General features: G+C 49.9%; 15 protein-coding genes. 11 read left to right on the forward strand and 4 right to left on the reverse strand.

Annotation, left to right across the window (positions count from 1 at the left end; genetic code table 11):
* The first annotated feature begins 349 nt into the window (after positions 1–349).
* Positions 350–2,956: a sensor domain-containing protein gene (locus ACXAFR_RS10930; protein ID WP_475176616.1), complete on the forward strand. Its 2,607-nt coding sequence runs from the start codon at positions 350–352 to the stop codon at positions 2,954–2,956.
* Between the two features lie 145 nt (positions 2,957–3,101).
* Entirely contained in the window at positions 3,102–3,365 is a 264-nt protein-coding gene (locus ACXAFR_RS10935) for a YkgJ family cysteine cluster protein (RefSeq protein ID WP_475176620.1), read from the forward strand.
* A gap of 14 nt (positions 3,366–3,379) precedes the next feature.
* Here the strand turns inward: ACXAFR_RS10935 and ACXAFR_RS10940 are convergent, their stop codons facing one another.
* The 3 genes from ACXAFR_RS10940 to ACXAFR_RS10950 form a co-directional block, all read right to left on the reverse strand.
* Positions 3,380–4,294 (reverse strand): CmcJ/NvfI family oxidoreductase, encoded by a 915-nt coding sequence (locus tag ACXAFR_RS10940; protein WP_475176623.1) that lies wholly within the window; start codon positions 4,292–4,294, stop codon positions 3,380–3,382.
* 221 nt (positions 4,295–4,515) lie between these two features.
* On the reverse strand, positions 4,516–4,902 hold the full coding sequence (locus tag ACXAFR_RS10945; RefSeq protein WP_475176626.1) for a PilZ domain-containing protein: 387 nt from the start codon (positions 4,900–4,902) through the stop codon (positions 4,516–4,518).
* Positions 4,899–6,650, reverse strand: a complete 1,752-nt coding sequence (locus tag ACXAFR_RS10950; protein WP_475176627.1) for a DUF1631 family protein — start codon at positions 6,648–6,650, stop codon at positions 4,899–4,901. Before ACXAFR_RS10950 ends, ACXAFR_RS10945 begins: the two co-directional genes overlap by 4 nt.
* A gap of 98 nt (positions 6,651–6,748) precedes the next feature.
* Between ACXAFR_RS10950 and ACXAFR_RS10955 the strand changes: the two genes are divergently transcribed.
* Entirely contained in the window at positions 6,749–7,420 is a 672-nt protein-coding gene (locus tag ACXAFR_RS10955) for a transglutaminase-like cysteine peptidase (RefSeq protein WP_475176629.1), read from the forward strand.
* A gap of 42 nt (positions 7,421–7,462) precedes the next feature.
* Here ACXAFR_RS10955 and gltA read toward each other — a convergent pair whose 3' ends face one another.
* Positions 7,463–8,749 (reverse strand): citrate synthase, encoded by a 1,287-nt coding sequence (gltA, locus tag ACXAFR_RS10960; protein WP_475176631.1) that lies wholly within the window; start codon positions 8,747–8,749, stop codon positions 7,463–7,465.
* A gap of 464 nt (positions 8,750–9,213) precedes the next feature.
* Between gltA and sdhC the strand changes: the two genes are divergently transcribed.
* The 8 genes from sdhC to sucC all read left to right on the forward strand — a co-directional run bounded on the left by sdhC (position 9,214) and on the right by sucC (position 19,928).
* The gene (sdhC, locus tag ACXAFR_RS10965; protein WP_475176633.1) at positions 9,214–9,588 is read left to right on the forward strand and encodes a succinate dehydrogenase, cytochrome b556 subunit; all 375 of its coding nucleotides are present in this window, start codon (positions 9,214–9,216) and stop codon (positions 9,586–9,588) included.
* Positions 9,582–9,950 (forward strand): succinate dehydrogenase, hydrophobic membrane anchor protein, encoded by a 369-nt coding sequence (sdhD, locus tag ACXAFR_RS10970; RefSeq protein ID WP_475176635.1) that lies wholly within the window; start codon positions 9,582–9,584, stop codon positions 9,948–9,950. Before sdhC ends, sdhD begins: the two co-directional genes overlap by 7 nt.
* Before the next feature lie 3 nt (positions 9,951–9,953).
* Complete coding sequence (sdhA, locus tag ACXAFR_RS10975; RefSeq protein ID WP_475176638.1) at positions 9,954–11,726, forward strand: succinate dehydrogenase flavoprotein subunit; 1,773 nt, start codon at positions 9,954–9,956, stop codon at positions 11,724–11,726.
* A gap of 23 nt (positions 11,727–11,749) precedes the next feature.
* On the forward strand, positions 11,750–12,454 hold the full coding sequence (locus ACXAFR_RS10980) for a succinate dehydrogenase iron-sulfur subunit (protein WP_475176641.1): 705 nt from the start codon (positions 11,750–11,752) through the stop codon (positions 12,452–12,454).
* A 478-nt stretch (positions 12,455–12,932) separates the two neighbouring features.
* Positions 12,933–15,767, forward strand: a complete 2,835-nt coding sequence (locus ACXAFR_RS10985; protein ID WP_475176642.1) for a 2-oxoglutarate dehydrogenase E1 component — start codon at positions 12,933–12,935, stop codon at positions 15,765–15,767.
* A gap of 102 nt (positions 15,768–15,869) precedes the next feature.
* On the forward strand, positions 15,870–17,084 hold the full coding sequence (odhB, locus tag ACXAFR_RS10990) for a 2-oxoglutarate dehydrogenase complex dihydrolipoyllysine-residue succinyltransferase (RefSeq protein WP_475176644.1): 1,215 nt from the start codon (positions 15,870–15,872) through the stop codon (positions 17,082–17,084).
* Positions 17,085–17,191: 107 nt separating this feature from the next.
* On the forward strand, positions 17,192–18,634 hold the full coding sequence (lpdA, locus tag ACXAFR_RS10995; protein WP_475176647.1) for a dihydrolipoyl dehydrogenase: 1,443 nt from the start codon (positions 17,192–17,194) through the stop codon (positions 18,632–18,634).
* A 130-nt stretch (positions 18,635–18,764) separates the two neighbouring features.
* Positions 18,765–19,928 carry an ADP-forming succinate--CoA ligase subunit beta gene (gene sucC, locus ACXAFR_RS11000; RefSeq protein WP_475176648.1) on the forward strand — a complete coding sequence of 388 codons (1,164 nt, stop codon included), beginning with the start codon at positions 18,765–18,767 and terminating at the stop codon, positions 19,926–19,928.
* Positions 19,929–19,930 lie beyond the last annotated feature (2 nt).

Here is a 19,930-nt window from a genome sequence, read left to right on the forward strand (position 1 = left end):
CATTGATTATTGCCAGATCAATCCAGATATGTCGTTTGAACATTCAATAATGGCAGTTGAATGCTTGTTTTAGATCAATATGATCGCTCTGACGACCGTTTCGAATTGACGGGACTCGGAATGCTCGTATCATTATTTCATGCTTTGGATATACACCTTTGAATGAAAATTATTTTTATCTCGACTGTAACGCTTTTTAATGGCAAGTCATCATGACTGACAACCAGTCTTCAGACGAAAAATATTCTGTGATCGGGTTTGTATTTGAATTGCTTTAGATTGATTAAAAGCGTGTTGATTTTTTTTAGAAGTAGGGTGTACCGAAAACAACGATAAAAGGTTATTCCCCATGCCTTTCAATTCCGTAGTATCGGAGTACCTGAGTTATTGCCCGAGTGAATGTTGTGGTTTTGCTCTCTGTGATGATTCTGGAAAACTGCTGTTTGCAGATGCGCCTTTCCATCAACTGTTGGGTCTATTACAGCGACAAGACCCTGGTAGATTTACAGATGCAATAATCCGCGATGCAATTGCGGCAATGCAGAAAAAACCGTCGACTGTTGTGGACAACATGGAGTCGCCTGTCGCACTGGTTGAACGACGTTTTGAGCCGGCCAGGGTGCCAGCCTCTAATGATGGTGAGCCTTTTGATTTAAATGCTCCTATCGTCGCGACAGCCCGGATGTTGCTCGATCCCGTATCTAGAGTGAGTCGCTGGTTAATCTCGATTGGTCCGGAAGGTGAAGGTTCGGTTCCTCAAGCCGCTAATCAGATTCGGCCTGACTGCTATCAGGTAATGAGTGAACAGGCGCCAAATGCGATTGCGATGTTTGATCCGCAGATGACGTATTTGGCGGTCAGCGATTTATGGTGTGAGGGTGTTGAGATGACGAGGGAGGCACTATTAGGGCGGCGACACTACGAATTATTCCCAGATATCCCAGACAGCTTAAAGCAAATTCATCACCGGGCAATGAGTGGTGAAAAAATGTTTTCCCCTGAGTTACTCATCATCGATGTGCGGGGAAATCCGCGCTGGTTCCGCCACTTTGCGCAACCCTGGAAAGATTCGGAGGGTAACAGAGGAGGTATTCTGGTTCTCTGTGAGGACATTACTGAATCAAAGAAGGCCGTAGCTACCGTTGAATATGAACGTATTGCAACGGAGTCGGCGCTTTCACAATTGGCGGCATACCAGGAGACCCTTGAGGAGCGAGTGCGCCTTAGGACGCAAGATTTGGAAGCCAGTGAACGCCGTCAGAGGTTGGTTGGGCAGCTCTTGTACGACCAGGTTTTTGAGTGGCACCATGGAGACGACAGGGTGCAGTGGTTTGGCGACCCTGGCCGCGCGCTCGGCTATACAGATAATCAACTCGGAAGCCAATTTCACAGCTGGGCGGACTATATACATCCAGACGATCAATCACGGTTTCTCGCGGCGTGCCGATCTTTTTCATTTGGGGAAGAGCGATTGCATTTTGAATATCGAATTCGAGACAGTGAGGGCTTGTATCGCTGCTGGTGTACTGATGCGATTCCCGCGGTGATCGGCGATCTTGGTGTGATGCAATGGGTTGGATTATGTCGGGATATTTCCGCAGAAATCTCTTTTCGTGATGCATTACAGCATTCGGCTTGTCACGATCCCTTGACGGGTTTGCCGAATCGTCAGCTATTTTCTGATTACCTCAATGACGCCATGGCGCTAACCCAGCGTCTCGACAGTAGTCTGGCTGTTTTGCTGCTGGACTTGGATAATTTCGATCAAATCAATGAGATGCTTGGTTACACTGGCGGCAATCAGGTCTTGTTGCGAATCGCACAGCGTATTCGAGAGTATCTACGCGATAGGGATCAAGTGGCACGCTTGGGGGGGGACGAATTTGCGATTACGCTTGTTGATTTCCCTACCGGGGATCGTGGAATCGCGTTGCTTGAGGGGTTGTTGGGGGTGATTAATCAACCCATGACTGTTGACGGCAAAGAGCTCTCTCTGACGGTGTCTATTGGAATCAGTGTCTATGAAGCCGGGCGTGTTATGAGTGCCGATCAGCTGTTGCGGCAGGCGGATCGAGCGATGTACCTCTGCAAGATTTCTGGGCGCAATCAGTTTCATTTTTTTGATATACATCGCGACGATAAATTACGCCACCGTAACAATCATATTGAAAGTGTTGAGGTGGCGTTGGAGCAAGGCGAATTATTTTTGATGTATCAACCCAAAGTGAACTTGCTGACCGGCGAGTGTATTGGTGCTGAGGCTTTACTTCGCTGGCAGCATCCTGAATATGGTGTGTTGTTACCAGGAAGTTTTTTGCAGCCGGTGGAAGAGCATGAGCTCTCGGCCAGAATCGGTGAATGGGTGATTTGCGAAGCCTTGCAACAAATGCGGGCGTGGGAGAAGACGGGGGTCTCAGTTCCTGTCAGCGTTAATATCTCTGCATTTCATATGAAGCGTAGGGATTTTATCTCTCGGCTTGAAGTTGTTTTAGGTGACATTTCCTCGCTTGAGGAGGGTATGTTTCAGTTTGAGATTTTAGAATCGGTCTTGGCTGACGACACTGCCCATATCATTTCAGTGATGAAAGCCTGTAAGGAAATGGGCATTACATTTGCGTTGGATGATTTTGGCACAGGCTATTCTTCGCTGATGTATTTAAAGCAGCTGCCGGCCAATCAATTGAAGATTGATCAGAGTTTTATTCGCGGTCTTCCCTCTGATAAAGGCAATTTTGCGATTTTGCAGGGGATAATGGGAATGGCCCGAGCGTTCGATCTTCAGGTGCTCGCAGAAGGTGTAGAAAACACTGCCCAATGTGAGTCTCTTAGGATTTTGGGTTGTTCTTTAGGGCAGGGTTTCCGCTTCGCGAAACCACTTCCGGCCGACGCGTTTCTATCCTGGTTAGAGTCCTCTCATCCTTCAATCTCGACGCCAACAGGAATCGACGTTTTTTGAGGCAGTATGCCGAGGCGAAGATTTTTGATCGCAGCGATACCTCCATTTTGTGGCGCTCTCGTTTTTTCGGGTAATTTCATGTAGACATGGGCGCTAAAATCCGCAAAATCGGGCCTCTAATTTCAATCCATCGTGGGGATGAGTCATGGAGTGTCGTAAAGGATGTGGCATGTGCTGCATCGAAATATCCATAACTCAGCCGATACCGGGCATGCCTGAAGGCAAGCCCGCAGGGCAAGTTTGCGTTAATCTTGATCGCGATGCTTTTACTTGCCGTATCTGGAATACGCCGGATTATCCGGTTGTCTGCCAACGCTTTCAGGCTGACCCAGTCTACTGTGGCAACACTCAGGCGGAGGCTGGGCAAAGGCTTCGCATATTGGAGATCGAAACTCGGCCCGACGTCTGACGGCGATGCCTGTGTTAGGTAAAATACGCGAAGACGCGATACTCAATACTGGCTCTGTGGTTCGGCTTGTCGGCGGAAAGGTCTCTAAATGCGACATGAGGGGTCCGCCAGGCTTTACTGTGGTCGGTGTCGTAAAACTTGAAAAGCAAGGTTTCGTCAATACTCATATTGGAAAAGTACCACCAGCGATGGCCGGGGTTGTGTAAGAATATCCAGGCGGCCACCAGGTCCTCTTCCTTCGCCATTGGCGCATACATTTCTTTGCGACTCGGCTCTTGATTAACAACGACGAGAGCGTTGGAAAACCCTTCGCTATCATCAACGGAATTAAAATCACATACCGCCAGTGGCCAGTCCTGGGGCGCTGGCGAAAAGGCTCGCCAGACGCTTAGAATCACACAGCGTTTAAAGCCCGGGGCGTCTGGAAAGTGCTTTTGAAAATACATCTGCGCGCCTCTTTCGGACGAGCGCGTATCAAAATCCACATGGACATCTCCTCCGACAGGCTGAATGCCTCCAATATGTTGATAGTCCCCAGGCGTTTGGGCTCTTTCTTCAATTTCCGCTGACGTTCTTACCATCCAATTGGTTGTTGCAACCAAATCGGCGCCGGTTTCCTCTTTTACCAATTTGGCAATCTCTTCGGTATAGGATGTAGCAATGGCTTCGTTGTTATAGAAATCTGTTACCGAAGTCGGGTGGTGAGCGATTTTAAAACCGTGATTATCCAAGGTGAAATAATCCTCCAGGCCGCGGCCATCCCTGACGATGACATCGTAGGAGCGGTTTTCACCGGTGTTCACTTCGTGACCCGGCCAAACAAAGCGTCGGTTGACGGTGGATCCTGGCGCTAGATAGAGCATCTGTGTGGAAACGGCTCGGGCATCATCTTCCGACATGCGTTGAACCAAAGAATCTTGAGCATTCATGGGTGATTTCCTTTTTCATTATTGTCGTTATCAAGCGAATTGGGGAATGGAATCACACATGCTCTGTGGGGTAAACCGCTTGTGAATGCCACAGATGGTATGGATCGTTTTAATCATTAATCGCGTGATTGGCTTGATTTTTTTCGCTGCGTCATAGGACGTCACCGTGATTTTTAAATCCACGATACTTTAGGAAATAGGGGGTTATTCAGGGTGTAGGATTACATGTCTTCTGTTTGTCGCAGGCTATTCGCAATAAAGTGTTTCCAGTCTGCGAGCTGGGTGTGGTCCGATTCAACTAGGCAGAATCCAGCCATATAACCTTGGTTATCCGGTATTTCGATCAGCCAGCGAACTTCCGCAACTAATTGCAGCGGTGCGACGCCATTTTCAGACTGTATGACAATATTTAGCAAGCTGCCGATTTCCACAGCCTGGTCGAGTCGCAGTTGCAATCCATTCGCGGAAATGTCGATACTCTGGCAGGCCAGGATTTCAGGAATGCTATTTGATTGAGGTAGTGCGGCTGATAATTCAATGTACACGGTTTCCTTCGTGTTCAGTCGCAACTCCTGGCGCTGCTCGGGTTTGTTATTTTGAGAATTCATGGTGTTTTCCGTAACCCTCGGACGATTTTTTTGAGGCTGTTATCTATGTCTTCGCCGTTACTTAGAATTCTAAACTGGCCGCTGGCGAGGTGCTGATCAATGTCATGTTCAGAGAGTTCTGCGAGCTTACGCCCCTGTCGATCAGTAAAAATATAGCAGTCTTTGGCTGTCAGTTTTACTGCGAGGCGCATGTGCAAAGGTGATCCTTCCAGATAGGACTCTAGCCAGGCTCCGCATCTCAGGTTTCCTGCGTAGTCCTTTGGTAGATACTCTGGTTGCGCTAACGCTTCTGTGGTCGTCGTGGCGCTTTGAGCTTCAATCGTGGCGGCTTCTGACATCGCCTTGTTTGCGGCAGTGTTTCTTTGGGTGTGACTGTGCGCTTCGGCGTGTTTAATTTTATCCGTGAGCAGTGCCAGACATTTTTTTAGGTTTGCTGAGTGTCGATTCGGATAAGCCAGAGGGCATACAATGTTGGCGGCGATGCCGACGGCGAAGTCTTGTTGGCTTGAATAAGTCAATTGCTTGCCGTCGTATCGGGTGAGTGTAAGTTCGCCCGTGAGTTCGTTTGTTGAGCTTAAGTGTGCTTTGCAATGTGGCTCGTCTTTTGTCGAAAGTTGAAACCAACTTCCCTTTTGATAGTGAGAGAGTTCATCAATGATCGTTTGCGACACTTGGATTGTGGGCGGCATGCCTCGTAGTGCTAGTGTGTGCATTGGCGTGGAAGTGTCCCACGGAGTTCCGTTCGCAAGTGCAATTAACATTGCTGACAGTGAGTCCAAAAACTCAGTGTAATCGAGCGTGTCTGTCGGTGTGGGTGGAGGTACATTCTCAATAATGCGTAGGCTCTCATTGATCTCGGTTTGGGATGGGGCGGCCTGCTGATCAATCTTGTTAAAAATTTCCGCAAGTATTGAGAGAAGGTGTCGCCAGGTTTGCCAGCGGTCATCTGTTTTTTGATCTGTCATTAACAAGTGTTGCAAGTACTGGAGTAAATCACTTTCTATATAATCGGTGATCCAACGAGGCATCGGTGAATTGCAAAGAGTTTGGTCTACAAATTCATTCAGTGTCGATTTAGCAGTGTCGAGGCGCTCTCGGTCACGCGCACTTTGCATCGCTCTCTGGTTAACCATCGTCGCTCTAGCGAGCTCTTTATCGACAATGGACGATAAATCATTCTCAAGGCTTGCCAGCGCTGCGTGATCTGAAAAATCCAACGTGCGTAGGCGTTGGTATGTCGCTTTGAGATAATTTGGAAGTTCGTCTCCCTGCTTGCCTGGAAGAGGATTCCATTGAGTAAGGTGGTTGAACAGCTTTTCCAGATAAGCACTTAGTGGATGCTCTGAGCGGATAGCGATATCCGGTCTCTGAATTAGCCGGATGGCCGCCACAATGGTGAGCTGGCTGGCGTATAGATAAGCTTTGGGGTGGCAGTGAGTCGCGTGTAACCACTTAGAAAAAAGCAGGTCAACAAACATAAACGCACCGCGATGTTTCTTGTCGATGGCCACCCCCGGGAATATTTGGCGGCTAAATTCTTTTAGTTGAAGCTGGTTGGCTTTTACCGGTGTTTCGGGGAGTAACGCCGCCTTTTCCAATAGAGCTTCTATTGAATAAGATTCTCTTGCCGACGGCTGCACAGGAAAGACTTGTTCGAGAATGTGGAAGGCCCGCAATAGACTTTGAACGTCGCCTTCGATGATGGCGGCGCCAAGTGAATTGAATTGGTGTGAGGCATCGGCTTCCATGTTTAAAGGCTAGCATAGGCTTTTCAAGGTCGCCTTTGGTATCGACCATATCTGGCTGGTCTATAGTCAAAGTAGATGAGTTTAGTGGTCAGAGGTTCATGGGTTTTTCGCGTGGTTTGTTGCTGTTTTGCCTGTTAGTTGTCGCTGCTGCTGTGTGGGGGGAGCGTCGCTTTAACTTATTGATGGTACTTGATGACTCTATGATTGATAGAGTTGGTGTGCAATTCGGCGACTCTGCGCAGCGAAGACTGTCGGACTGGCGCAAGTTGTTGCAAGATCTTTCTGGAGTCGATACCTATCTGATTGCTCAACGTGTTAATGATTTCTTCAATCGAATTCCAGCGACGAGCGATGTTGAGGTGTGGGGGGTTGAAGACTACTGGGCAACACCCGTAGAGATGCTGTCTGTTGATGGCGGAGATGAAGAGGACTTTGCCATCGCCAAGTATTTTTCTGTTGTGAGTTTGGGTTTAGATTCTCGCCGATTGAAAATGACTTACGTGACGTCTAAAACGAAAAATCAGGCTCACATGGTGCTGGCTTATTATCCTGAAGATGGCTCTGAACCACTTATTCTCGACAATATTGAGGGAAGTGTTTTGCTCGCGTCACAGCGACGAGATTTGATCCCAGTCTATCACTTTGACGGTGCAGAACTGTGGATGGCAAAAATGCGGAGGGAAGAGCACCAGGGGGCTGCGCAGGCGATACAAAACTCAGGGTTTTGGATGGAAATGAGTCGGCGATTTGAGCAAATACTGAAGATTTAGGGAGTGAGAACAACCTCCCCAGAAGGGGGAGGTGTATAACGCTTAACGCTGCTCCAGAGGAACGTAATCGCGAGGTGTGTAACCCGTATAAAGCTGGCGTGGACGGCCAATCTTGTATGGGTTGCTAATCATTTCATGCCAGTGCGCGATCCAGCCAACGGTGCGGCCTGTTGCGAAGATCACAGTGAACATATCGGTTGGAATGCCAATCGCCTTCATGATAATGCCGGAATAGAAATCTACGTTGGGGTAGAGTTTCTTCTCAACGAAGTACTCATCTTCCAAAGCAATCTGTTCCAGCTTCATGGCGACATCCAACAGCGGATCTTGGATGCCCAGTTCTGAAAGCACTTCATCACAGGTCTCTTTCATCACTTTGGCGCGAGGGTCAAAGTTCTTGTAGACGCGGTGACCAAATCCCATCAGGCGGAATGGATCATCTTTGTCTTTGGCCTTAGCGACAAATTTGTCGATGTTGCTGACATCGCCAATCTGGTTGAGCATGTTCAGTACGGCTTCGTTAGCGCCGCCGTGCGAAGGTCCCCACAAGGTGGCGATACCAGCAGCAATACACGCAAACGGGTTGGCGCCGGAAGATCCTGCAAGACGAACAGTCGATGTGGAAGCGTTTTGCTCATGGTCGGCGTGGAGAAGGAAGATTTTATCCATCGCCTTTGCCAGAACCGGATTGACGTAGGGCTCGTCGCATGGCGTGCCGAACATCATATGAAGAAAGTTCTCTGAGTATGACATATCATTGTTGGGGTACATAAAGGGTTGCCCAACATGATGTTTGTGGCACATCGCTGCCAGAGTTGGCATTTTAGCAATCAAGCGGTGTGCTGATACTTTGCGATGTTCTGGATTATTGATATCCAGTGAGTCATGGTAAAAGGAAGACAGTGCGCCAACAACGCCACACATTATTGCCATCGGGTGAGCATCAGAACGGAAACCCCGGAAGAAGCGGGCGATGTTCTCATGGACCATTGTGTGGTTGGTAATGACGCGTACGAACTCATCTTTTTCTGTCGCATTTGGCAGTTCGCCATTGAGGAGCAGGTAGCAGAGTTCGAGGTAGTCAGAGTGCGTTGCCAGTTGTTCGATCGGGTAACCGCCGTGCAGTAGAACCCCTTTACCTCCGTCGATGTAGGTTAGTTTGGATTCGCACGAGCCGGTGGACATAAATCCGGGGTCGTAAGTGAAATATCCTTTTCCACTCAGGCTTGAAACGTCGATAACGTCTGGGCCTGTTGTTCCGGAATACATGGGTAGCTCAAGTGGTTCGTCCAAACCGTCGACCGAAAGGTAAGCTTTCTTATCAGTCATCACGGACTCCTGTTGACTATGTATGATACGCTTCTAAGCCTTCAAAAACGGCGAAGCAATTTGAAGAAGTAGGGGCGCATTCACTATAAGGCGCCGGATTCGATTGTCAATTGTTATATGGTGGAGAGGCATCGCTAAGCGATCATTCCACAGGTAGGGGTGTTCTGCTACTTAAGGCGGAGTAAAACCCTATTCCTTTGGAGGAGCTGCCCAATCCGCGCAGGGGCGCCGTAAAATAGGGTTATTTAGCTGCCAAACAGGTTAGACGATGGTCTACAAGCTATAATCCACTTCGGCATTTTGTTGTTTTTTTACAATGTGATATCTATAATTCCGCGCGTTCTGCGGGAGCCTACGGATGGCGCATCTTGCGTCTTCATGCGTATCCGTCAAGAAACCTTACAGTAAGCCACTGTACAAGCCCATTCAGCCCATTGAGGGGCCACAAGAGGTAAATCCTAGCCGTGAAGAAGAACCGACCTGTTAATTTAGACATAGCTACTATAAAGCTTCCCATCACTTCCTACGTTTCTATTCTCCATCGAATTTCGGGCGTTATCCTTTTCGCCGGAATCGGAATCCTCCTATTGATGCTCGATTTGAGTCTGTCCTCCGAAGATAGTTTCAACTCGCTCGTCGAGGGAATGGACAATCCAGTCTACAAGTTCTTCGTGTGGGGAACCTTGGCCGCCTTGGCGTACCATTTTGTTGCAGGTGTGCGTCACCTGATCATGGATATGGGGATAGGTGAAACTTTGGAAAGTGGCCGCAGTGGCGCGAAAATCGTTGCCGTTGTTGCTGTTGTATTGATTCTGCTGGCGGGAGTTTGGGTATGGTAACTGCAGTTTCTAGTTTTGGTCGCAGCGGCCTTTACGATTGGGTTGTTCAACGGGGTACAGCCGTTGTTCTTGCTGCTTATACGGTTTTTCTGGTGCTTTATGTGCTCTTCACCCCGGATATGGGATATGAAGAATGGCACGCACTTTTCAGCCATCTGTGGATGCGCATCTTTAGTCTGATTGCATTGATCTCCATCGCCGCACACGCGTGGATCGGCCTGTGGTCAGTTCTGACGGATTATCTCACCGTCAGAATGATGGGCGGCAAAGCCACAGTCATCCGTGCACTGGTTCAGGTTGTGCTCGGCGTTGTAACGGTTACCTATATCGTTTGGGGTATAGAAATTCTCTGGGGGTTTTAAGCAATGGCAAATATGAGAACCATATCCTTCGACGGTATTGTTGTAGGCGGCGGTGGGGCCGGTATGCGCGCAGCGCTGCAACTGGCTCAATCCGGTTATAAGACTGCGGTTATTACGAAAGTTTTTCCAACCCGGTCACACACTGTGTCTGCCCAAGGCGGCATTACCTGCGCGATCGCGTCTGAAGATCCTAATGATGATTGGCGCTGGCACATGTACGACACCGTCAAGGGGTCTGACTATATCGGTGACCAAGACGCGATTGAATATATGTGCTCTGTTGGACCCGAGGCGGTCTTTGAGCTTGAACATATGGGCTTGCCGTTTTCTCGTAAAGATAATGGCCGTATCTACCAGCGTCCGTTCGGTGGTCAATCCAAAGATTTTGGTAAAGGTGGTCAAGCTGCCCGTACCTGTGCTGCTGCAGACCGTACTGGCCATGCACTTTTACATACTCTCTATCAGAGTAATGTCAAAAACGAAACTGTCTTCCTGAATGAGTGGTTTGCGATCGATATCGTCAAAAACCAGGATGGTGTTGTTACTGGCGTTATTGCCATGTGTATCGAAGACGGTGAAGTCGTATACATTAAGTCTAAGGCGACGGTTTTCGCGACAGGCGGTGCCGGCCGGATCTACGCTTCAACAACCAATGCCCACATTAATACCGGTGACGGTATCGGTATGGCCCTGCGCGCAGGTTTTCCTGTGCAGGATATCGAAATGTGGCAGTTCCACCCAACCGGAATCCATGGCGCGGGAACTCTCGTGACTGAAGGATGTCGTGGTGAGGGCGGTTATCTCATTAATAAAGATGGCGAACGCTTTATGGAGCGTTACGCGCCCAATGCCAAAGATTTGGCTGGCCGCGACGTTGTTGCCCGTTCGATGGTGCTTGAAATTCTCGGTGGCCGTGGCTGTGGACCTGAAGGCGATCATGTATTCCTGAAGCTGGATCATTTGGGCGAAGAAACCCTGAATGCCAAGTTGCCTGGTATTCTGGAGCTTTCCCGTACCTTTGCACATGCCGATCCGGTCAAAGAGCCGATTCCAGTCGTGCCGACCTGTCACTATATGATGGGTGGTATCCCGACTAACGTTGATGGCCAAGCGTTGACTGTGGACGCCAACGGTCAAGACAAGGTCATCGAAGGGTTTTACGCCTGTGGTGAGGCCGCGTGTGTTTCTGTACATGGTGCCAACCGTCTCGGCGGTAATTCACTTCTTGACTTGGTCGTGTTCGGTCGTGCTTCTGGCCTCTTTATCGAGAAGGCTCTGCGCGAGGGTGTTGAACATAGAGAGGCTTCTGATAGTGATATTGAAGCGGCTATGGTGCGCCTTAATAAGCTCAACAGTGGCACTGGCGGAGAAGAAACCAGTGCTCTTCGCAAGGAGCTTCAGAGCACCATGCAAAACTTCTTTGGTGTATTCCGTAAGGGCGAATACATGCAAGAAGGGATCCGTAACCTTGCTGATTTGCGTACTCGTATTGAGAATGTGAATTTGGCCGATACTTCCTCTTCATTCAACACAGCCCGTATTGAGGCGCTCGAATTGCAAAATCTGCTAGAGGTGGCCGAGGCGACAGCAATTACTGCAGAAGAGCGGAAGGAATCCAGGGGGGCACATGCCCGTGATGATTATCAGGATCGTGATGATACCAACTGGTTGTGCCACTCCATGTATTTCCCAGAGGAGAAGCGCGTAGGGAAGCGAGCGGTGAATTTTGCTCCTAAATCTATGGAAGCTTTTGAACCTAAAATTCGTACCTACTAATCGACGACGGGGAGATTACAGCAATGTTGAATGTAGAAGTTTATCGCTATAACCCGGATTCTGACTCTGCGCCTTACATGCAGAGCTATCAAGTGGATACGCAGGGTAAGGATTTGATGGTGCTCGATGTGCTGGAGCTGCTTAAAGCCCAGGATCCTACATTGGCCTACCGTCGCTCCTGTCGCGAAGGGGTTTGTGGCTCCGATGGCATGAACATAAACGGCAAGAACGGCTTGGCATGTATTAAGCCTTTATCAGAGTGCGTTGAAAACAACACACTGATTTTGCGTCCATTGCCAGGTTTGCCGGTTATCCGCGACTTGGTCATTGATATGAGTCAGTTTTATGCTCAATACCGCAAGATCGAGCCATTTTTGCAGAACGATACACCAGCGCCAGCTATTGAACGCCTTCAGTCCCCTGAGGACCGGGCAAAGCTAGATGGGTTGTATGAGTGTATTCTGTGTGCTTGTTGCTCTACAAGCTGCCCATCTTTCTGGTGGAACCCTGATAAGTTCATTGGTCCTGCTGGATTGTTGCAGGCATATCGCTTCCTGGCTGACAGCAGGGATAACGCGACTGAGGCACGTCTTTCTAACTTGGATGATCCTTTCAGTCTGTTCCGTTGCCATGGAATCATGAACTGTGTGTCTGTCTGCCCGAAAGGGTTGAACCCCACCAAGGCAATTGGCCATATTCGGGGTATGTTGTTGAGCAGCGCGAGCTGATGCTATGTTCCGGCCCTCAAGGTGGTGAGGGCCGGGGTAAAATCTGCATTTTGCTGCTAAGGTTTTAAGCACACGGGTGAGTGTATAAAGAGGGTTTGGTATGCTGGTCTGCAGGCACAACCAAACTAGCACCCTTTTCACATCAGATAGTGTCATTTTAATGGCGTTGGACGATGATTTGAGGGATATTTTTTTAAACTATATCGTCTAAGCGCAGACCTGGTTGGCGCCGGGGCTTAACGAAAAATGCATGGTCGAGTACAAGCCGAACATGCGGCGTTTATGTTTAGATCAACACGATCTGAGTGCAGATTCACTAACCCTGGTACCGTTGTCTGCGGTGTATAGCGGGCGATGGAGCGGATGGTTCGACCGAGAACCTGATTTGATCGTCCGACGCCTTAGGTCAAAGAGTCTTACACAGCATTTCCCCGCTGTTCCTCGCCCATGGACTGATGAGTGCAAGGTGGGCAAGTAAATGCAAGACAGTATCATGGAACAACTTCGCCGGACCTCCCATATCTCCGGAGGTAACGCGGCCTATGTGGAAGAGTTGTACGACTCTTATCTCCACGATCCCAACTCTGTTTCCAGTGAGTGGCGGGACTATTTCGACCAATTGCCTCGAGTAGAAGGTGTCGTTTCTCAGGATGTTCCCCATTCTGTGATCCGTCAGCACTTTGAACTCCTAGGGAAAAATCGTTCACGTCCGTTGGCGGCGCCAGGTTCAGGTGGTGTTGATGTCGAGCATGAACGCAAGCAAGTCAAGGTTGTTCAGTTAATTAGCTCCTACCGTTTCCGCGGCCATCAGAAAGCTCAGCTAGATCCTTTGGGAATCATGCAGCGAGATCAAGTGCCTGATCTTGATTTGCATTTTCACGGGTTGACTAGCGCTGATCTCGATACAGTGTTTCAAACTGGAAATACGTTTTTCGGTAAAACTGAAGCGCCATTGCGAGATATTATTGGTGCTCTGGAGGAGACCTACTGCGGCTCCATTGGTCCAGAAATCATGCATATCACCAACTATGCCGAAAAACAGTGGTTGCAGCAGCGTCTAGAGGGCGTGCGTTCGCAGCCGGTGTTCGAAAAAGCGGATAAAATGCGCTTGCTCGACCGGCTCACAGCGGCGGAAGGGCTCGAGCGACACCTCGATAGCAAATATCCGGGCACCAAGCGCTTTGGTCTCGAAGGTGGAGAGAGTTTTATCCCTCTACTGGACTCTCTGATTCGTCGTGCCGGTGAGCACGGGGCAAAAGAACTCGTGCTGGGTATGGCACACCGTGGTCGCCTAAACACACTGGTAAACACCCTGGGTAAAAACCCGGCGGCTCTGTTCGATGAGTTTGAAGGCAAGCGTATCATCGACAGCTCTGGTGACGTTAAATATCACCAAGGCTTTTCTTCTAACATCATGACACCTGGCGGCGAGGTGCATCTGGCGATGTCCTTTAACCCGTCTCATTTGGAAATTGTATCTCCAGTGGTTGAGGGATCTGTTAGAGCGCGGCAAGATCGCCGTGAAGATCCTTTAGGTAATAAAGTGGTTCCCATTTCTGTGCACGGCGATGCGGCTTTTGCTGGTCAAGGCGTGGTTATGGAAACCTTCCAGATGTCTCAGACCCGTGCTTACAAGACTGGCGGTACAATTCACGTTGTCATCAACAACCAAGTAGGCTTCACGACGAGCCGTCGTGATGATGCTCGCTCTACCGAATACTGTACCGATGTGGCGAAGATGATCGAGGCGCCGATCTTCCACGTTAACGCTGATGACCCAGAAGCGGTGTTGTTTGTATCTCTGCTTGCTATGGACTATCGCTACGAGTTTAAGAAAGATGTCGTTATCGATATGTTTTGCTATCGTCGCCGTGGCCACAATGAAACGGATGAGCCTTCAGCGACACAACCGCTGATGTACAAGACCATTCGTAAGCATAAGACGACTCGTACGCTGTATGCGGAAAAACTGGTCAATGACAGTGTTTTGACTCAAGCAGAGGCGGATCAAGCTGCGACAGATTACCGCGCCGCACTAGACCGTGGAGAGCATGTTGCAACAGGACTCGTCAACGAGCCAGACAAGAGCATGTTCGTCGATTGGTCTCCTTATATCGGTCACGACTGGTATACGCCTGCTGACACTTCCTACAATCTGAAGGAGTTGCAAGCGCTAGCTGCAAAGTCTTGCGATATTCCTGATGGTGTTCAGGTACAGCGCCAGGTAACGAAGATCTACGACGATCGCCGTAAAATGGCGGGTGGGGCGCTACCGATTAATTGGGGCATGGCGGAAACTCTGGCGTACGCCACCTTGCTTACGAATGGCTTCCGAGTCCGTCTGACGGGGCAGGACGTTGGTCGGGGAACCTTCTCGCATCGTCACGTAGTAATTCACAATCAGAAGGACGGCAGCTCTTATCTGCCATTGGCGAATCTTGCTGAAGAACAAAAAGAATTCGACATCTTCGATTCTTTGTTGTCGGAAGAGGCGGTGTTGGCGTTTGAGTATGGCTATGCGACCACGACACCCGATGCTTTGGTGGTATGGGAGGCACAGTTTGGTGACTTTGCCAACGGCGCTCAAGTCGTAATTGATCAGTTTATCACCAGTGGTGAGCATAAGTGGGGGCGCCTTTGCGGGTTAGTCATGCTTCTGCCTCACGGTTATGAAGGGCAGGGGCCAGAGCATTCCTCCGCGCGACTCGAGCGTTACATGCAATTGTGTGCAGAGCACAACATTCAGGTGTGCATCCCAACGACGCCCGCTCAGGTTTTCCACATGTTGCGTCGTCAGGCAATTCGACCCATGCGGCGTCCGTTGGTGGTGATGAGCCCCAAATGGATTTTGCGCCACAAGCTTGCAACGTCGACACTGGAAGAGTTGGCGGATGGCAAGTTCCACAACGTTCTGGGAGAGCAGCAGCTCGCTCCAGAGGGCGTTACTCGTGCGGTTATATGCAGCGGCAAGGTTTACTACCACTTGTTGGAAGCCCGTACCGAAGCGCAGATCGAAAATGTGGCATTGATTCGTATGGAACAGCTTTACCCCTTCCCAGGTGATGAGCTTGCCGAAGCTCTCGCGCCTTTTGCTAACTTGAAAGAAGTGGTCTGGTGTCAGGAAGAGCCAATGAATCAGGGATGTTGGTATGCCAGCCAACATCATTTGCGCAGAGTTGTGGACACGTTGGATCCAGCAATGCCTCTGCTGTATGCGGGTCGCGAGCCTTCAGCGGCGCCGGCGGCCGGCTATATGTCTGTGCACCTGGAAGAGCAGAATCGTTTCGTTGAAGAGGCGTTAACTGTTCGCTAGGCCGGTGGCGTGTGCGCATCGGGCGCGCAAGACATCGATGTACACAAACAACATTCGCAATTTGAGAAAAGATAGAAGCCTGCGAGGCTAAAGGAAAACAGAATGACTATAGAAATAAAGGCGCCCACGTTTCCGGAATCTGTACAGGATGGCACTGTTGCCACCTGGCACAAGCAACCGGGCGAGGCTGTCAAACGCGACGAGCTGATCGTCGATATTGAAACCGATAAGGTTGTACTTGAAGTCGTTGCACCTGCCGACGGCGCGCTTGCCGAAATCCTGAAAGGTGAGGGTGAAACCATCCTCAGTAATGAAGTTATTGCTAAATTTGCCGAGGGCGCCGGTGGTTCCGCTGCGCCAGCGCCTGCTGAAGCTGCTCCTGCAGAAGCTGCGGCTGAGGCCCCTGCTGCTTCCGGTGACGTGGTTGCGAGCCCTTCTGCGCGCAAGCTGGCCAGTGAGAAAGGCATTGACCTGTCTGCAGTTAAAGGCACCGGTAAAGGTGGCTTGATCACTAAAGAAGATGTTGCTAACGCGCCCGCCAAGTCGGAAGCGCCTGCGGCCAAGGCCGCTCCTGCGGCTGCACCTGCAGCGGCTCCGGCAGCTCTTGCCGGTGAGCGAGTCGAAAAGCGTGTACCCATGACTCGGATGCGTAAGCGTATCGCCGAGCGTCTACTGTATGCGTCAAATGAAACCGCCATGTTGACCACATTTAACGAAGTTAATATGGCGCCGGTTATGGCTCTCCGTAAGAAGTACAAAGACCAGTTTGAGAAAGCGCACAATGGCACTCGCTTAGGCTTTATGGGCTTTTTTGTAAAAGCGGCAGTTGAAGCTCTGAGACGATTCCCAGCGGTCAATGCATCTATCGATAATGACGATATCGTATACCACGGTTACCAGGACATCAGTGTCGCTGTTTCTACTGATAAAGGGTTGGTTGTTCCTGTGATCCGTAATGCCGAATTCCTCAGCCTGGCAGAAATTGAAAATACCATTCGCGATTATGGAATTCGTGCTAAAGAAGGTAAGCTGTCCATGGAGGAGATGACAGGCGGTACTTTCTCAATCACCAATGGCGGTGTATTTGGCTCACTGATGTCTACACCTATTTTGAATCCGCCACAGACGGCGATTCTGGGTATGCACTCGATCCAAGAGCGCCCAATGGCGGTAAATGGTGAGGTCAAGATTTTGCCGATGATGTACTTGGCAGTATCCTACGATCACCGTTTGGTCGATGGAAAAGACGCTGTGCAGTTCCTGGTTGCGATCAAGGATATGATCGAAGATCCAGCCCGTATCTTATTGGAATTGTAATTTCCAGCCGATATTCTCTCGTCGGTACAACCTCATCTGTTCATACGCGGCCCCCGATGGGGTCGCAGATGTATTAAAGCAACTCACTTAATCATTAGGACCCGCTTATGTCGGATAAATTCGATGTCATTGTCATTGGCTCTGGCCCCGCTGGATATGTTGCCGCGATCAGAGCCGCGCAGTTGGGATTAAAAACGGCTTGCATCGAGAAGTGGAAAGACAAGGCAGGCAAAGGTGTTAATGGCGGAACCTGTCTGCAGGTCGGCTGTATCCCTTCGAAAGCATTGCTGGATAGCTCCCACAAATTTCATGAGGCAAAGGCCTCTTTTTCCGGTCACGGTATCGGAACAGGAGACGTCTCCATTGATGTGCCTGCGATGATCAAGCGTAAGGAAGGTGTCGTTAAGCAGATGTCTGGTGGCATCTCTGGACTCTTTCAGGCAAACAAGGTCACTTCCCTTTACGGTAGCGGCAAGGTGCTGGCTAATCACAAAGTCGAATACACGGACTTTGAGGGAAATGTAAAAGTACTGGAAGCGGACAACGTTATTCTCGCGTCTGGCTCGGTACCGGTAAATATCCCAGTGGCGCCTGTTGATGGCGAAACCATTGTCGATTCTTCCGGTGCTTTGGAATTTCAGGAAGTGCCCAAGCGTTTGGGAATCATTGGTGCTGGCGTCATTGGTCTCGAGCTTGGCAGCGTATGGAAGCGTCTGGGATCCGAGGTCGTTTTGCTGGAAGCTCTGGAAGACTTTCTTGCAATGATGGATCAGCAGATTGCCAAAGAAGCTCAGAAAATTTTCTCTAAGCAGGGGCTGGATATTCGTCTTGGGTGTCGGGTAACTGGCTCTGAGGTTAAGGGTAAAGAAGTTGAAGTTACCTATTCAGACAAAGATGGAAACGAGCAGAAAGAAACTTTTGACAAGTTGATTGTCTGTGTTGGCCGTCGTCCCTATACAGAAGGACTGCTTGCTGCCGACAGTGGCGTCAATCTGGATGAACGCGGCTGTATTTATGTCAATGACCTGTGTTCTACTGACGCCCCGGGCGTTTGGGCTGTCGGTGATGTTGTTCGCGGCCCAATGTTGGCGCACAAAGGCTCTGAAGAGGGTGTTGTTGTCGCCGAACGCATTGCCGGCCAAAAGACGCTGGTTAACTATGATATTATCCCGAACGTCATTTACACCCACCCTGAAGTTGCATCAGTTGGTCGTACCGAAGAGCAGCTGAAAGCGGATGGTGAAGATTATAACGTCGGTACTTTCCCATTCATGGCGATTGGTCGTGCGGTTGCCGCCGACGAAGCTGAAGGGATGGTTAAAATGATTTCTGACGCCAAAACAGATCGTATTCTGGGGTGTCATATCGTGGGTCCTGCGGCGTCTGATTTGGTGCAGCAGGTGGCCATTGCAATGGAGTTTGGTTCCACTGCAGAGGACATTGGCATGACAGTATTTGGTCACCCAACCTTTTCAGAAGCTGTCAAAGAAGCAGCTCTGGCGGTTAACGGCCACGCGATTCACATGCCAAACCGCAAAAAGCGCAAATAATAAGACTGAAAGCGCAAACAAGGGGAGGTGGTGTGTGCACAGTTTACCACCTCAATCCTGGCGGCTGGAGCTCTATACCACCGCCGTATCATAAACACGCGCCTTGCGCATAAGTGGATGGAAAGAAGACATGAATTTGCATGAGTATCAGGGTAAGCAGTTATTTGCCGAATACGGCCTGCCCGTCTCCAAAGGTATCGCTGCGGAAACTCCTGCGGAAGCGGTCGCTGCAGCCGATATTATCGGTGGCGGTGAGTTCGTAGTTAAAGCGCAGGTACACGCAGGTGGTCGCGGTAAGGCTGGTGGTGTCAAGCTGGTCAAATCGAAGGCGGAAATCGAAGAGTTTGCCAAGAAGTGGCTGGGTAATAACCTGGTAACTTACCAGACAGACGAAAAAGGTCAGCCGGTCAGCCGTATACTGGTTGAGCCATGCACAGACATCGCCAAAGAGCTGTATCTTGGTGCTGTTGTCGACCGCTCTAGCCGTCGTATTGTCTTTATGGCTTCCACTGAAGGTGGTGTCGAAATTGAGAAAGTGGCGGAGGCAACGCCTGAGAAAATTCTCAAAGCAACCATCGATCCTCTGACCGGTGCGCAGCCATACCAGGCCCGTGACCTGGCTTTCAAGCTCGGCTTGGAAGGCAAGCAAATCAAGCAGTTCACCCAAATCTTTTTGGGCTTGGCGAAGATGTTCAAAGAGAAAGATCTCGCGCTGTTGGAAATCAACCCTCTGGTTATCACTCCTGCTGATGATCTGCACTGCCTGGATGCCAAAGTTGTCATTGATGGAAACTCGGTTTACCGTCATCCAGATCTTAAAGAAATGCATGATCCAACTCAGGAAGATGACCGTGAAGCTCACGCGGCTCAATGGGATCTGAACTACGTTGCTTTGGAAGGCAACATCGGCTGTATGGTAAATGGCGCCGGTTTGGCTATGGGCACCATGGATATCGTTAAGTTGCACGGTGGTGCGCCGGCGAACTTCCTGGACGTCGGTGGCGGTGCGACCAAAGAGCGTGTTATCGAAGCGTTCAAAATCATCCTGTCAGACCAGGCGGTTAATGCCGTTCTGATCAACATTTTCGGTGGTATCGTACGCTGTGACCTGATCGCTGAAGGTGTTATCGGTGCCGTCGAAGAGGTGGGCGTAAAAGTCCCCGTTGTTGTGCGTCTGGAAGGTAACAATGCCGAGCTGGGAGCCAAAGTACTGGCTGACAGCGGATTGAATATTATTGCTGCGACAAGTTTGACCGATGCTGCTGAGCAAGTCGTTAAAGCAGCTAAGGGATAATT

Source organism: Pseudomaricurvus sp. ABR4_320 (assembly GCF_056159445.1).

What these genes read in the sequence shown, in the direction of transcription:
- ACXAFR_RS10940 (WP_475176623.1), bottom strand. Translation starts at nt 4,294, where the DNA reads ATGAATGCTCAAGATTCTTTGGTTCAACGCATGTCGGAAGATGATGCC.
- gltA (WP_475176631.1), bottom strand. Translation starts at nt 8,749, where the DNA reads ATGACTGATAAGAAAGCTTACCTTTCGGTCGACGGTTTGGACGAACCA.
- ACXAFR_RS10980 (WP_475176641.1), top strand. Translation starts at nt 11,750, where the DNA reads ATGTTGAATGTAGAAGTTTATCGCTATAACCCGGATTCTGACTCTGCG.
- ACXAFR_RS10985 (WP_475176642.1), top strand. Translation starts at nt 12,933, where the DNA reads ATGCAAGACAGTATCATGGAACAACTTCGCCGGACCTCCCATATCTCC.
- sucC (WP_475176648.1), top strand. Translation starts at nt 18,765, where the DNA reads ATGAATTTGCATGAGTATCAGGGTAAGCAGTTATTTGCCGAATACGGC.
- sdhA (WP_475176638.1), top strand. Translation starts at nt 9,954, where the DNA reads ATGGCAAATATGAGAACCATATCCTTCGACGGTATTGTTGTAGGCGGC.
- ACXAFR_RS10935 (WP_475176620.1), top strand. Translation starts at nt 3,102, where the DNA reads ATGGAGTGTCGTAAAGGATGTGGCATGTGCTGCATCGAAATATCCATA.
- ACXAFR_RS10955 (WP_475176629.1), top strand. Translation starts at nt 6,749, where the DNA reads ATGGGTTTTTCGCGTGGTTTGTTGCTGTTTTGCCTGTTAGTTGTCGCT.
- lpdA (WP_475176647.1), top strand. Translation starts at nt 17,192, where the DNA reads ATGTCGGATAAATTCGATGTCATTGTCATTGGCTCTGGCCCCGCTGGA.
- ACXAFR_RS10945 (WP_475176626.1), bottom strand. Translation starts at nt 4,902, where the DNA reads ATGAATTCTCAAAATAACAAACCCGAGCAGCGCCAGGAGTTGCGACTG.
- odhB (WP_475176644.1), top strand. Translation starts at nt 15,870, where the DNA reads ATGACTATAGAAATAAAGGCGCCCACGTTTCCGGAATCTGTACAGGAT.
- ACXAFR_RS10930 (WP_475176616.1), top strand. Translation starts at nt 350, where the DNA reads ATGCCTTTCAATTCCGTAGTATCGGAGTACCTGAGTTATTGCCCGAGT.
- ACXAFR_RS10950 (WP_475176627.1), bottom strand. Translation starts at nt 6,650, where the DNA reads ATGGAAGCCGATGCCTCACACCAATTCAATTCACTTGGCGCCGCCATC.
- sdhD (WP_475176635.1), top strand. Translation starts at nt 9,582, where the DNA reads ATGGTAACTGCAGTTTCTAGTTTTGGTCGCAGCGGCCTTTACGATTGG.